The organism is Pseudoalteromonas sp. SW0106-04 (genome assembly GCF_001293805.1).
Classification (GTDB): Bacteria; Pseudomonadota; Gammaproteobacteria; order Enterobacterales; family Alteromonadaceae; genus Pseudoalteromonas; species Pseudoalteromonas ruthenica.
The window spans coordinates 1-13,567 of record NZ_BCAI01000011.1; the positions used below are offsets into that span (position 1 = coordinate 1).

13 protein-coding genes are annotated in these 13,567 nt (G+C 47.9%); 10 read left to right on the top strand and 3 right to left on the bottom strand.

Translation table 11 applies throughout. From position 1 onward, the window contains the following. Positions 1-4,646 (top strand): Ig-like domain-containing protein (locus W04_RS12835; RefSeq protein WP_197275968.1); only part of this gene is annotated, 4,646 nt, incomplete at its 5' end. Positions 4,647-4,703: 57 nt separating this feature from the next. On the opposite strand, the gene flgN is transcribed toward W04_RS12835, so the two are convergent. From flgN to flgA, 3 genes are all read right to left on the bottom strand, one after another. Continuing rightward, on the bottom strand, positions 4,704-5,132 hold the full coding sequence (gene flgN / locus W04_RS12840) for a flagellar export chaperone FlgN (RefSeq protein WP_053911114.1): 429 nt from the start codon (positions 5,130-5,132) through the stop codon (positions 4,704-4,706). Continuing rightward, on the bottom strand, positions 5,125-5,451 hold the full coding sequence (gene flgM / locus W04_RS12845; RefSeq protein WP_022944062.1) for a flagellar biosynthesis anti-sigma factor FlgM: 327 nt from the start codon (positions 5,449-5,451) through the stop codon (positions 5,125-5,127). The genes flgN and flgM overlap by 8 nt, the downstream gene beginning before the upstream one ends. A gap of 72 nt (positions 5,452-5,523) precedes the next feature. Further along, entirely contained in the window at positions 5,524-6,240 is a 717-nt protein-coding gene (gene flgA, locus W04_RS12850; RefSeq protein WP_082342239.1) for a flagellar basal body P-ring formation chaperone FlgA, read from the bottom strand. Between the two features lie 167 nt (positions 6,241-6,407). Here flgA and W04_RS12855 point away from each other — a divergent pair, with 167 nt between their 5' ends. From W04_RS12855 to flgH, 9 genes are all read left to right on the top strand, one after another. Then, positions 6,408-7,340 carry a chemotaxis protein gene (locus W04_RS12855; protein ID WP_022944060.1) on the top strand — a complete coding sequence of 311 codons (933 nt, stop codon included), beginning with the start codon at positions 6,408-6,410 and terminating at the stop codon, positions 7,338-7,340. A 47-nt stretch (positions 7,341-7,387) separates the two neighbouring features. Further along, complete coding sequence (locus W04_RS12860; protein ID WP_026110988.1) at positions 7,388-8,221, top strand: protein-glutamate O-methyltransferase CheR; 834 nt, start codon at positions 7,388-7,390, stop codon at positions 8,219-8,221. Positions 8,222-8,294: 73 nt separating this feature from the next. Continuing rightward, positions 8,295-8,705 carry a flagellar basal body rod protein FlgB gene (gene flgB, locus W04_RS12865; RefSeq protein WP_045978574.1) on the top strand — a complete coding sequence of 137 codons (411 nt, stop codon included), beginning with the start codon at positions 8,295-8,297 and terminating at the stop codon, positions 8,703-8,705. A gap of 2 nt (positions 8,706-8,707) precedes the next feature. Continuing rightward, positions 8,708-9,130, top strand: a complete 423-nt coding sequence (gene flgC / locus W04_RS12870; protein WP_045978575.1) for a flagellar basal body rod protein FlgC — start codon at positions 8,708-8,710, stop codon at positions 9,128-9,130. A gap of 14 nt (positions 9,131-9,144) precedes the next feature. Then, entirely contained in the window at positions 9,145-9,822 is a 678-nt protein-coding gene (locus W04_RS12875; RefSeq protein ID WP_022944056.1) for a flagellar hook assembly protein FlgD, read from the top strand. 39 nt (positions 9,823-9,861) lie between these two features. Further along, positions 9,862-11,187: a flagellar hook protein FlgE gene (gene flgE / locus W04_RS12880; RefSeq protein ID WP_053911116.1), complete on the top strand. Its 1,326-nt coding sequence runs from the start codon at positions 9,862-9,864 to the stop codon at positions 11,185-11,187. Positions 11,188-11,318: 131 nt separating this feature from the next. Then, positions 11,319-12,062 (top strand): flagellar basal body rod protein FlgF, encoded by a 744-nt coding sequence (locus tag W04_RS12885; protein ID WP_022944054.1) that lies wholly within the window; start codon positions 11,319-11,321, stop codon positions 12,060-12,062. Positions 12,063-12,083: 21 nt separating this feature from the next. Beyond that, positions 12,084-12,872 carry a flagellar basal-body rod protein FlgG gene (gene flgG, locus W04_RS12890; protein ID WP_022944053.1) on the top strand — a complete coding sequence of 263 codons (789 nt, stop codon included), beginning with the start codon at positions 12,084-12,086 and terminating at the stop codon, positions 12,870-12,872. A 14-nt stretch (positions 12,873-12,886) separates the two neighbouring features. After that, positions 12,887-13,567: a flagellar basal body L-ring protein FlgH gene (gene flgH / locus W04_RS12895; protein WP_026110987.1), complete on the top strand. Its 681-nt coding sequence runs from the start codon at positions 12,887-12,889 to the stop codon at positions 13,565-13,567.

Here is a 13,567-nt window from a genome sequence, read left to right on the forward strand (position 1 = left end):
ATAGCGCCAGCGATACCGAGCAAGGCAATATAGATACCACTGCTCCAAGTTTAGATATTGAACCATTGATCTCAACTGGTGACAGTACACCATTAATTTCAGGTAGTAGTGATGAAATCGGCGCTACCGTCAATATAGTGGTTACAGATGCGGCGGGAGTTACACAAAGTTTAACGGCTATTGTCCAGGCAGATGGTAGCTGGCAGGTGGAGGTGCCACAAGCGCTGGCTGAGGGAGAGTTTGAGGTACAGGCAAGTGTCACTGATGCGGCAGGTAATAGCGCCAGCGATACCGAGCAAGGAGTGATAGATGTCAGTGCGCCGGAGATAACCATAGATCCCCCTGCGATTACCAATGATACAACCCCTGATATAACTGGTACCAGTAGTGAAATAGGCGCTACAGTTATTGTGGTTATCACAGGAGCCGAGGGCAATCGACAAACATTAGAAGCGACAGTTCAGCAAGATGGTAGCTGGCAAGTACAAACTCAACAACCGCTAGGTGAAGGAGTTTACCAAGTGCAGGCGAGTGTGGTTGATGCATCCGGTAACAGTGCCAGTGATACTGCTCAAGGTGAGATAGATACTACGGCGCCAAGTCTGACTCTTAACCCACTTGGCGTCACGAACGATCCCACCCCAGTGATTTCCGGAACAAGTGATGAGATAGGAGCAACGATTGCGGTCGAAGTGGTTGATGCGAATGGCACAACCCAGTCATTCACTGCTGTGGTGCAAAGCGACGGGAGTTGGCAAGTGGAGGTGCCGGCAGAGCTTGCTGAAGGTGGATATCAAGTTGAGGCCAGTGTGACCGATGAAGCCGGAAACAGCGCATCAGCAACGGCAAGTGGAACAATTGACACCAATGCTCCCGATTTAAGCATCGACCCGCTATCACCCACCAATGATGAAATACCGACGATTTCAGGTTCTAGCAGTGCAATAGGCGCTGTCGTAAATTTGACTCTCACCGATGCAAATGGGCAAATACAAATCCTGACAGCGGTGGTGGCGGCAGATGGTAGTTGGCAAGTATCTGCTGCGCAGGCGCTTGCTGAGGGAGTGTTTACCGTTTCAGCGGGTGTTACTGATGCCCTAGGAAATGAAGCGCAGGCAAATGCCCAAGGGCAAATAGATGTTACGGCTCCGACGCTCAGTATTGACCCGCTTGGCGCGCAAAGTGATACCACGCCTATTATTTCCGGTGTGAGTTCGCAAGTGGGCGCAAGCGTGGCTATCGAGGTCACCGATAACGATGGTACGACGCAAACGTTAACAGCGGTGGTGCAAAGCGATGGTCGCTGGCAGGTAGAAGCCTCCCAGCCATTAGCTGAAGGGGATTATACTGTACTTGCATCAGTGACTGATGAAGCAGGGAATAATACCCAAGCGTCAGCGCAGGGCAGTATTGATGCCAGCGCACCGGATTTGACTATCGACAACCCGGGTATAGGCAATGACACGACTCCAATCATTACTGGCAGTAGCTCTGAGGTTGGAGCAACGGTGGCTATCACCGTGGTCGATGCCAGTGGTAATACCCAGACCGTTCAGGCGACGGTGCAAGGTGATGGCACTTGGAGTGCGTCGCTCGCTGCGCCTTTAGCTGAAGGGCAATACACTATCACCGCCGAAGTCAGTGACAATGCCGGTAACCAAGCGAATGATCAAGTCCAAGGTGAAGTGGATATTACAGCACCTACTGTGACTATAGCGCCCGTTGGCAGTGTGAATGATGAAACCCCTGTAATTAGCGGCAGTGCTGAAGGCAATGAGGGGGACGTTGTATCAATTACCGTAGTCGATGCCAGCGGAGATAGCCAGAGTTTTACGGCACTGTTAGCCGGTGATGGCAGTTGGACAGCTGAGGTGCCCACTGCACTTGCTGAGGGGGATTTTGATATTACCGCCAGCATTACTGATGCCGCAGGAAACGAGGGCACCGACAATGAATCTGGTACTGTTGATACTGCCGGTCCAGGGATCACGATTGATCCCGTAGGAGTGATAAGCGATGCGACTCCCGTTATTTCTGGTATATCGGCGGGCGCTGCGCCTGGAGCCGTGGTATCAATAGTCGTGGTTGATGCCCTTGGCAATGTTCAGAACTTGAGCGCCACAATCGGTGCAGACGGTACATGGAGCGTAAACGTTGGTGCAGCGCTGGCAGAAGGAGAGTTTACTATCACAGCCAGCGTTGACGATGGAGCTGGCAACACCTCAACGGATTCTGAGACAGGGGTTATCGATACTCTTGCTCCAAGTGTTGAGATTGACCCACTCGAGCTCACTAACGACAACACGCCTCTTATTTCTGGTGGCTCAAGCGAGGCGAACAGCCAATTAACACTTATCTTTACTGACTCTCAGGGGAACAGTCAAAGCGTAATCACTACCACTGATGCCGATGGGAATTGGCAGGTATCCGCTCCTTCAGCGTTAGCCGATGGTACTTATACCGTGGCCGCGACCATTGTTGATGATGCAGGCAATACGGGTACTGATTCACAAAGTGCTGTAATTGATACTATTGGCCCTGAGTTGACCATAGTGCCATCGTTTCTGTTGGGTAACCTTGTTTCCTTGTCTGGTACTTCGGATTTGCCCGCAGGCAGTGAAGTCACCATCACAGAACACCTAGTCGGAGGAGGGATTGGTGCAACGTACACAGCGATCACCGATGCGGATGGCAATTGGACTTTGGTTAATCTGACGGTGCCGCTTTTGACATTAGCCTATGTGACTGCTTCAGCCTCTGATGCCGCTGGTAATTCGACCACCATCAGTACACTCGATTTTGATAATGAACCACCTGTCCTTAGCATTGATACCCTTGGCTTAACTAATGACAGCACGCCAGTCATCAGTGGCACAACGGATGTGGCAGATGGCACAGTGGTAGAGGTGATAGTGACCGATGCGTTCGGTGACCAGCAAACCCTGCAAGCGTCTACCTCAAATGGAAACTGGTCTGTGGCTGTGCCTACGGCGCTGGCTGAAGGTGGTTTTACTGTAGCAGCGGCAGTACGTGATGACGTTGGCAATCTAACCGAAGTGAGCGCAACCGGTGAGGTGGATACTACCGCCCCTAGCCTGAGTGTGAACGTGCCTGCAAATGGCAATGACAATACCCCGCTTATCTCAGGGAACAGTGATGAAATAGGTGCTACTGTCTCAGTCACAGTCACTGACGGTAATGGTGATAGCCAGAATATTTCAACCGTTGTCGCAGCCGATGGCACTTGGTCTATGACGCCTTCGGCGTTATCTGATGGCACCTTCTCCGTGAGTGCAACGATCATGGATGATGCGGGCAATACCACCACAGTGTCTAGCACCGGAAATATTGACACTCAAGGAGTGAGTGTCACCCTTGACCCATTGGGATTAGGGAACGATGCTACACCGCTGCTGAGCGGTACTTCCAGTGAAATAGGCAGGGAAGTGAGTATTAGTGTGCTGGATAACAACGGTGATACTTACACACTCAGTGCGACGGTAGACGGCAGTGGTAATTGGTCGGTGTCTGCCCCCAGCCTGGCTGAAGGAGATTACACCGTAACCGTCAGTGCTTCTGATGCTGCTGGCAATAGCAGCAGTGCAAGCGACACTGGCACCATAGATACCATTGCACCGACAGTAAGCATTGATGCAAGCAGCGTAGCACTAACCAATGACAACACCCCGCAAGTCAGTGGCTCTTCAAATGAAGCGAATGCTCAAGTGAGTGTGCAATTTGTTGATGATGCGGGCACTATCCATACGGTGACCACCAACACAGATAACAACGGTGATTGGTCTATTAGCGCCAGCGCAGTACTAGTCGATGGTCAATATACGGTGACCGCAAGTGCTACCGACCAAGCGGGTAATACCGGCAGTGCTGTGGATAGCGGTATCATAGATACAACTCCCATTAGCTTTGAGGTCACTGATTTTGACCCCGGCATTTTGGGTTTAGTGCTACCGTCAGCGGAAGGCACAGCACCTGCAGGTACAGAGATCTACATTGTTGGCTCTAGCTTAATTGGTGTTGGCCTATTGGGTATTGACTTGGATGTTCTAAATACTTACCCGAGTACAACCACTGACGCTAGTGGGGACTGGGGATATACTCTCTCATTACTTGATTTAGATTTACTCAGTGGTGAGGATTATTATTTCGTGACCATTGATGATGCGGGCAACTATTTAGTAAAAGATACCAATAATCAGGTGTTTGATAGTGGCTCTATTTATGAAAACTCCTCAGCAGAGCAACCTTTAGAGATCAGCGCTTCCGCTCAAGAGGTGGTGGTTGAAGAAACTGATAGTCAAAGCCATTATGCCAGTGTTGAGACTCTGGATTATGAGGCTGTAAGTTTGAGCTTAAATAATGAGCAGTTTACCGAGTTTAACCAAGTAAAAGAAATCACAGTCAGTGCCGAGCAAGCTATCAGTGAATCGGGCTTGTTAGGAGCAGAGTCAATTTTGGATAATCCCGGTGAGGCAGAAGAAGTATTAGCTCAATTTGATGATTTAGCCTCAGAGCAAACAGTAACAAGTGAGGAGCATGGCTTTGGAGGAGCCTCGCATTATGCCACTGTTGGCGAAGATGAAGTGCTCAAAGCGATGCTGGATAGCTCAGGCAAAGGCGAATTATAAAAGACAAAAAAGGGAGCTCAGGCTCCCTTTTTCAAATCAATATTTAGCTTAGTAGGTTCAGGCTTTTAAATTCTTTACGATTTTATTTTCGCTGCGGTCAATCCCACCGTCGGCAGCATAGGTTAATGAACTTGGTGCGCCGATAAGAATATCTTTGAGTTGTTTGACCGTGAGTTGAGCATTATGAGCAGCTTGGGCGTTCACTTGATTTTGCTGTTTGCATTTTAGCAATAAAGTCTGTGCATGCTCTATCATCTCTTGGTGCGGCGCTAATACCTCTTGCTCTTGCGCTTTCAATAGCTGAGCAATATGCTGGTCTTGTTGCTGAATTTGAACAAGCGCTTGCTCTTTTCTAGGCGTTAATTCCTTCAGCTCATCACCACTGCGCCCAGCAATAGCGCTCAGCTCGTCTTCAAGTAGCTGTAGCAAGTTTTGTAAACTTGAGAGCTGTTGGCCGAGAGCTACACTAAGTGCTGAATCAGCCATACAAATCGAACTCAAACGCAGCGATGTTTTTAGCAAGCTTTTCGCTATCTACTTGATATTTTCCTTCACTGATAGCTTGCTTTAATTCGTCAACCTTTTGTTGATCGAACCCTGATGAGCGCTCAGCTTTTTCTTGCAAAGACTTCATTTGCTTTGCTTGTGGGGTAAGGCTTACTGAATCTGCTGCAGCCTTAGTACTGGCTTTTGCATTTGCCTCATTACCTTGAGTTTGCGTTTGGTTGAGCTTTTGTTGCTCCACTTTATTTTGTGGTGTGTTGTACACCGAGCCTTGCTGGCCTTTGTTGACTTGATTCACCATCACTAATTACCTAAGCTATATTGACCTTTGCATTGTTTATCGGCCATTCTAGCCAATACTTTAGCATAAAATTTAAATATTAACCGCCACGGTTTCCACTGCTGTTACTTTGGCATTGATCAGCCGGCCAGACTTTACATTACGCACGCGAATATTATCGCCGACACCGCCATCTTCTAGCGCTTCTCCAGATGTTTTTATAGTGAGTCCGTTAAAGCGGGCAATAATGCTCACATTATCGCCCTTACACACCATGCACAACTGATTCATACTAATTGGCAATCCTCTGCGAATACTGCGTTTACTACGGCTGCCGACAATAACTTCTGGCTGCTCTATGTAGCGAGCGCGAACAAAATGTTGCGGACGCTGCTCCGTAGTTAAATCATCAGCACTAATAATTTGCCCACGGGCAATGTGATCATTGGCGACCACGATAGTAGAGAGCTTACTGATGCGTACATGGACATACTGACTCCAAAGAGCAGGACTTGGACACTTAAGTTTTACTGTTACCTGCCGATTAAATGGCGGAGCGCTAGCCGTAGAGGCTTGCGGTGTTACTGCACACTCTCTAGGACCGATGCGCGCATCTAAGTCCATCGCTTGCACTTGCAGCTCTTGATCGGGCTGAATGTGCGCTTGCTCTGTGATGTATTGCTCAGCAAGCGTTTGCAAAGCGTGGCGATCATAGCGCTGTTGTTGGCTGTTGTTTGCCTCAGCCGTTGAGCTTATTAATACACCGGCTATTAACCATAAGCTTTGGAAAAGTTGAATTTTTTTGAACATACTCACCATGTTTCGACTATGCTTATTGGGTAAAACAGGGTATAACTACGAAGCGTCAAAAACTGGGCGTTCTAGCGTAGTTATACTAACGTATGAAGCTAAGAAGCAAAATGCGTTCCTATTTGGCGCGAGTGTGCGAAGTTGTAAATTAATGCTAGGAGAATCCGATGGCTGGCATTTTAGATTCTGTCAATCAACGAACCCAACTTGTGGGTCAAAACCGCCTTGAATTATTGCTGTTTAAACTAAAAGGACGCCAGCGGTTCGGGATCAACGTTTTTAAAGTTAGAGAAGTCCTTCAGTGTCCACCACTAACAAATATGCCGAAGACGAATTCTTATATTCGTGGGGTTGCGCATATTCGTGGACAAACCATTTCTATCATCGATTTGTCTATGGCTGTGGGCGGTCCGGCCATCACTGATATTGAAAATTGCTTTATTATTATCGCCGAATATAACCGCTCTGTGCAGGGGTTTTTGGTGGGTGGCGTTGAGCGTATCGTCAATATGAACTGGGAAAAGATTATGCCACCGCCGTCAGGTGCGGGGCGCTATTCTTACCTTACCGCAGTGACTGAGATTGATGACGAGCTCGTAGAAATCTTGGATGTCGAAAAAATTCTTGCAGAGATCAGCCCTGTTAATACCGAGGTCAGCGAGGGCATTGCCTCAGATGGCGAGATGCAGAAAGATCTCGGTGAGCGTATTGTGTTTATTGCCGATGACTCTGCCGTGGCGCGTAATCAAGTAAAGCGGGCGCTAGAGCCTCTCGGGGTGCAAACTGAGCTGGCGAAAAATGGTAAAGAGGCCCTGCTGCGATTAAAAGAAATAGCGAAGCTCGACTGCAAAGATGATATCACTGAGCGAGTGGCGTTACTGATATCGGATGTGGAAATGCCAGAGATGGACGGCTATACCTTAACAGCAGAGGTCAAAGCGGATCCGAAGCTGGCACCATTGCATGTGATACTGCACACCTCTTTAAGTGGCGTATTTAACCATGCGATGATAGAAAAAGTTGGGGCGGATGATTTTATTGCCAAATTTAACCCCGACGAACTGGCTACAGCAGTTAAAAAGTGGGTGCATTGTGATTAATGCCGCCTTGTCTTGTAACCGCTTCAAGTGAGTTAGGTGAGAGTAATTTGGAAAATAAGCATTTAGAGCTCGGTGAATACAACCAGTTTCGTGCATTTTTAGAACAGCAGTGTGGCATTGTGCTGGGTGATAACAAACTTTACTTAGTTAAAAGTCGCTTGGCTCCGCTGATGGCTCGCTTTAGCGTTGAATCTTTGTCGCAGCTGGTTAGCAAAACGTTGAGTCCGCATGAGCGGCAACTTCGTGCCGCTGTTGTTGATGCCATGACCACCAATGAAACATTGTGGTTTCGCGACTCTTATCCGTTTGAATTATTGAAGACAAAGCTCTTACCTGAGTGCAAAGATTTACGTCGGCCGGTAAAAATTTGGTCGGCGGCCAGTTCTTCAGGGCAAGAGCCCTACTCAATAGCGATGTCAGTGGCCGAATATCAGCAGTCTCGCCCAGGTCAACTGTCCTCGGGAGCGCAAATAATCGGTACGGATATCTCTAATACCATGCTCGATATTTGTAAAAATGCTGAGTATGACTCATTGGCATTGGCTCGGGGACTCAGTGCTGAAAGACGCAAAAAGTTTTTTAGCGATAGCGGCAACGGTATGGCTAAAGTTAATGACAATGTAAAACGTATGGTGAGCTTTCGCCATTTGAATTTATTGGATTCATATGCGTTGCTGGGTAAGTTTGACATTATCTTTTGTCGCAACGTCCTTATTTATTTTTCTCCGGAAGTAAAAGCCAAGATCATTGGTCAATTCGCGCAAGCGCTTAACCCTAAGGGATATTTGTTTTTAGGAGCGAGTGAATCAATGACAGGCTTGAGTACCGAGTTCGATATGATCCGTTGTAATCCCGGTATCATCTACCAAAAAAAGTCATAAATACATAACCTTACAATCTATGGTCTAAAAATTGCTGTAGCCCCTCTAAGAGAGTCAAAAATTTGGAGAGGCTATGGCTATCAGTTTTGATAAAGCATTTGGTATTCATCCCCAAGCAATGCTCGTTCGCTCGCAAAGGGCTGAGCTATTGGCGTCGAATATTGCCAATGCAGACACCCCTGGCTATAAAGCGAAAGACATTGATTTTGCCAGCGCATTAAAAGCGGCAAACAATCGGCAGTTAAGCGGCAATAGCTTAGCTCGCACCCATCCGGAACACCTCCAAGCAAGTACCCAAATGAGTATGGGTGAAGCAAAATTTCGTGTTCCAAATCAACCAGATACAGGCGATGGTAACTCTGTTGATGTACAGGTGGAACGGAACTTGTATACACAGAACGCTATAGAGTATCAGGCCAGCTTACGCTTTATGAACGGCAAGATTTCCGGTCTTAAGAAAGCCCTAGGTGGTCAAGGAGCATAATCATGAGTTTATTTAATGTTTTTGATGTTTCTGGTTCGGCCATGAGTGCACAAAACGTGCGCTTAAATACCACGGCCAGTAACTTAGCAAATGCAAACTCGGTTAGCTCCTCAGTGGAGCAGACATATCGCGCTCGCCAACCCGTTTTCGCTGCTCAGTTGCAGCAAGCGGTAGGCAAACAGCAAGGTGAGTCTGTGGGAGTGAAAGTCCTGGGTGTAGTCGAGAGTGACAAACCGTTGCAAATTGAATACAACCCAGGTCACCCGATGGCGGATGAGAACGGCTATATCTATAAACCCAATGTCAATGTGGTTGAGGAAATGGCAAACATGATTTCGGCGTCACGCTCCTATCAAACGAATGTGCAAATAGCCGACTCTGCTAAGCAAATGCTAACGAGAACGTTGCAGCTTGGTAAGGGTTAAAGCGAGGATAGAGCATGAACAATAATGTGCAATCAGCAACGGGTCTAGGCTCCCTGTATTGGGATAACCAAAATAAGGCGCCGGAAGAAAAGAGCGATGAGCTCACCCAGGAAGATTTTTTCAGCCTGCTGACTCAGCAGTTGTCCTATCAGGATCCGAGCAAACCTGCGGATAATGACCAGATGATTGCGCAGATGACTAATTTCACCATGGCTGAGGGGATCTCAAAGCTCAATGAGAATTTTAACTCTTTGGCTGCGTCAATGACATCTAACTCGGCGCTGCAGGCGTCAACGCTAGTCGGGAAAAAGGCGTTGTTGGAGTCTGAAACTATCGAGTTGTATAGCGGTGAAGTGAGTAAAGGGACTGTTCTTGCTAAAGAGCCTGTTGATAATTTAAGCCTCACTATTAAAGACGATAAAGGTCAGGTGGTTGAGGTGGTTGATTTAGGCTCGCAACCTGCTGGTGCAATTCGCTTTGAATGGGACGGTCTCGACAAAGACGGCAATCCGTTTCCTCCTGGTGAGTACGACATTGTGGCAGAGGGCAGCATCAATGGTGAATACAGCTCTTTACCTATGGCAACATTCAAAAATATTGAAAGCGTTAATATCAACGGCGCGAATGGGATCATCGTGAACACCAAAGAGGGCGCAGTGAAGCTCGCTGAGGTGGCTGAGATTTCAGTGTAAAGCATTTGCCTGCGGGCAGTTATTACGAAGAGGTGAAACATGAGTTTCAATATCGCTTTAACAGGGTTGGCAGCAGCCCAAAAAGACTTAGATGTGACCGCAAACAACATTGCGAACGTCAATACCACAGGTTTTAAAGAATCCCGCGCAGAGTTTGCTGATGTGTATGCGGCATCAGTATTCAGTGGCGGTAAAACGAAGAACGGTGATGGTGTACAAACCACTATGGTCGCGCAGCAGTTTCACCAAGGTTCTTTGAAGTTCACGTCAAATGCACTGGATTTAGCGATTACCGGTGAAGGTTATTTTGCCATGGCTGATGATTTAGCCTCGCAAGACTTTACCTATACGCGAGCTGGGGCGTTCAAGCTTAATGATGATAACTTCGTAGTCGATGCTAAAGGTAACTTACTGCAAGGTTTCCCAACAGATGCGGTAACCGGTGATACCACTTCGGTGAGTTTGAGTACGGCCAACCCGATTCAAATACCTGATTCATCAGGCTCTCCAAATGCGACAGATAATGTCTACAGCTCGTTTAACTTGGATGCAGGCGCCACGGTGCCAACGGTAACGCCATTTAACCCAAGTGACTCGGCCACCTATAATTCGTCAACATCAACAACGGTCTATGACTCTCTGGGTGAGCCCCACGTGCTGCAGTTTTTCTTTGTAAAAACGGCTTCCAACGAATGGGATGTGCGCGCCACCGTCGATGGCACTGAAGTGGATAACGCGGGTAACGCAGGTGCAGGCCCCATCACCCAGTTTACTTTTGATGCAGCGGGTTTACCATTGCAAACAGATGGCACGCCCAATACCGGCGCGACGTTTAACCCAATGACGTTATCGGGTGCTAACCTTAGCGCCAGCGGTATTTTGACCAACGGCGCCCAGTTTAATGATATTAACTTAAATTGGCGTGATGAAGCTGCGACGGGTAACAAGCTCCCAACCCAATTCTCTAGCCGCTTCGAGGTGAAGGCGTTGGAACAAGATGGTTCGACCGTGGGCCGCTTATCTAATATTGAAATCGGTAGTGATGGTAAGTTAGTTGCCTCATATAGTAATGGCGACTCTACCTTCTTAGGTCAGGTTGCGATGGTCCGTTTCCCTAACTCTCAGGGCTTGCAGCAGGTAGGTAATACCAGCTGGAAAGAGAGCTTAGACTCTGGTGAGCCCATCGCCGGTGAGCCAGGAACCGGGACCTTGGGCACGATTAATTCCGAAGCGTTGGAGCAATCGAATACCAACCTTACTAATGAACTAGTTGATTTAATCAGTGCACAACGAAACTTCCAGGCTAACTCTCGGGCGTTAGAGGTGAACTCAACGCTGCAACAGAATATCCTGCAGATCCGATAAGAAAAATTCTACTAGGCCACCTTTGGGTGGCCTTTTTTTCATCTCTCTAATCTCTCCTTTTTAATAACTCCCTTTTTTCTGGTATCAATCTTGCTTTAGTCAATATAACGACGATTTTAAGGAGCAAGCCAATGGACAAGATGCTGTACATTGCCACCTCAGGAGCTAAGCAAAGCCTATTGGGGATGGGGGTTAAAAGTAACAACCTTGCCAATGCTAACACCACAGGCTTTAAAGCCGATATCGCTCAGGCACGCTCGATGCAGGCCTTTGGTGAAGGGCTGCCGACACGCGTTTTTGCTCTACAAGAACGCGCAGGGACCAACACCACAGCCGGCGGTATTTCTGAAACCGGTCGCGACTTAGACATTGCTATGAGTGAGCACGGTTGGCTGACGGTATTAGATGATGCTGGTAACGAGGCCTATACCAAAGCTGGTTCATTGAAAATGACCCAAGAGGGGATGCTACTCGATAGAGATGGCCGTCAAGTTGTTGGCGAAGGGGGGCCTGTTATCCTGCCTGTTCCGATTGAGAAAATAAGTTTCAGCAAAGACGGCACCATTCAAGTTCGCCCTCAAGGCGCACCGGCCAACTTTCTTGAAGAAGTGGACAGATTGCAAATTGTTGAGGCCACAGGGCATCAGGTGGAAAAGGGCAACGACGGTCTGTTTCGACCCGTAAATGGCCAACAACTTGATGTTTCTGAAAATGTATCAATCATGTCAGGGGCTCTCGAGATGTCGAATGTCAATCCTGTACATGAGATGGTCGATATGATCAGCCATCAACGTCAGTTTGAATTACAAGTCAAGCTAATGAAAACCGCCGAAGAAAATGACCAGCGTGCTGAGTCATTGCTACGGATTATGTAACATTAGCGAGGAGTCACTACTATGAACCCAGCATTGTGGATCAGTAAAACCGGGCTTGACGCCCAACAGACCGATATTTCGGTTATTTCCAACAACTTGGCCAACGCCAGCACGGTCGGTTACAAGAAGAGCCGCGCCGTGTTTGAAGATTTGTTGTATCAAAATATCAACCAACCTGGCGGGCGCTCTTCACAAGATACAGAGATGCCTTCGGGGTTGATGCTTGGCGCCGGTGCCAAGGTGGTTGCTAACCAGAAGAATTTCTCCCAGGGCAATATGCTAAGCACGGAGAACTCCCTCGACTGGATGGTTCAAGGACAAGGCTTTTTTGAGGTGTTGCTCCCTGATGGCAATATTGCTTACAGCCGTAATGGTCAATTCACGACCGACGAAGACGGTCGTATCGTCACCAGTGGTGCTGGTTTTCCGGTGCAACCAGAAATGAACGTGCCCGATGACGCGCAGTCTATTACTGTGTCGCAAGACGGAGAGGTTTCGGTGCGCGTAGCCGGGCAGGCGGACAATGTGGTGATTGGTCAGTTGGTGATCAGTGACTTTATTAATCCATCAGGGCTTGAACCTATGGGCCAAAACCTTTACACCGAAACCGCTGTCAGTGGCGCTCCGGTGCAAGGTAACCCGGGAGTAGACGGCTTGGGTATTATTGTTCAAGGAGCATTGGAAACCTCGAACGTCAATGTGACCGAAGAGCTGGTCAACTTAATTGAGACACAGCGTGTTTATGAGATGAACTCTAAAGTGATTTCATCTGTAGACCAGATGCTCAGCTATATTAATCAGCAGCTATAAGTGGGGGCATTATGATTAGGCCAATTGCACTATCAATTACTTTTGTACTTGCTACAGGGTGTGTTTCTACACAAAACTCCCATGTTGTCGAAAACGACCCTTACTATGCGCCGATGTATCCGCAGGAAGCAACACAAAACATGACCCAAAGTGGCGGCCTTTTCAATCCCGTATTGGCGAACGATTTGTATGCCGATAAGAAAGCGTTGCGTACTGGAGATATCATTACTGTGGTACTGCGTGAGTCAACGCAAGCATCAAAAACGGCAAAAACGGAAACTGACAGGGAGACCGAGCTGGGGTTAGAGCCGGTTATTGGTTTAGGCGGCAATCCGGTCAATATCGGTGGAGATAGCATTCAAATGGGTGTGAACTCAGATGCTTCGTTCACCGGCGACGCTAAATCTAATCAATCCAATAGTTTGTCAGGCAATATTTCCGTGAATGTGATGCGTGTGCTGCCCAATGGTAACCTGGTGATTCGTGGCGAAAAATGGTTAACGCTCAATACTGGGCAGGAGTTTATTCGCTTAGAAGGCATTGTTCGCCCAGCTGATGTGAGCTCCGAAAACACTGTAGAAAGTAGCCGTATCGCTAATGCGCGTATTCAATATTCTGGCAAAGGCGAGCTGCAAGAAACGCAAAGTGCCGGTTGGCTATCACGGTTCTTTATGAGCACTTTGTTCCCATTCTAA

Coding starts and splice junctions, on each gene's coding strand:
- flgN (WP_053911114.1), bottom strand. CDS start 5,132: ATGGCTGATTCAGCACTTAGTGTAGCTCTCGGCCAACAGCTCTCAAGT.
- flgM (WP_022944062.1), bottom strand. CDS start 5,451: ATGGTGAATCAAGTCAACAAAGGCCAGCAAGGCTCGGTGTACAACACA.
- flgA (WP_082342239.1), bottom strand. CDS start 6,240: ATGTTCAAAAAAATTCAACTTTTCCAAAGCTTATGGTTAATAGCCGGT.
- W04_RS12855 (WP_022944060.1), top strand. CDS start 6,408: ATGGCTGGCATTTTAGATTCTGTCAATCAACGAACCCAACTTGTGGGT.
- flgB (WP_045978574.1), top strand. CDS start 8,295: ATGGCTATCAGTTTTGATAAAGCATTTGGTATTCATCCCCAAGCAATG.
- flgC (WP_045978575.1), top strand. CDS start 8,708: ATGAGTTTATTTAATGTTTTTGATGTTTCTGGTTCGGCCATGAGTGCA.
- W04_RS12875 (WP_022944056.1), top strand. CDS start 9,145: ATGAACAATAATGTGCAATCAGCAACGGGTCTAGGCTCCCTGTATTGG.
- flgE (WP_053911116.1), top strand. CDS start 9,862: ATGAGTTTCAATATCGCTTTAACAGGGTTGGCAGCAGCCCAAAAAGAC.
- W04_RS12885 (WP_022944054.1), top strand. CDS start 11,319: ATGGACAAGATGCTGTACATTGCCACCTCAGGAGCTAAGCAAAGCCTA.
- flgG (WP_022944053.1), top strand. CDS start 12,084: ATGAACCCAGCATTGTGGATCAGTAAAACCGGGCTTGACGCCCAACAG.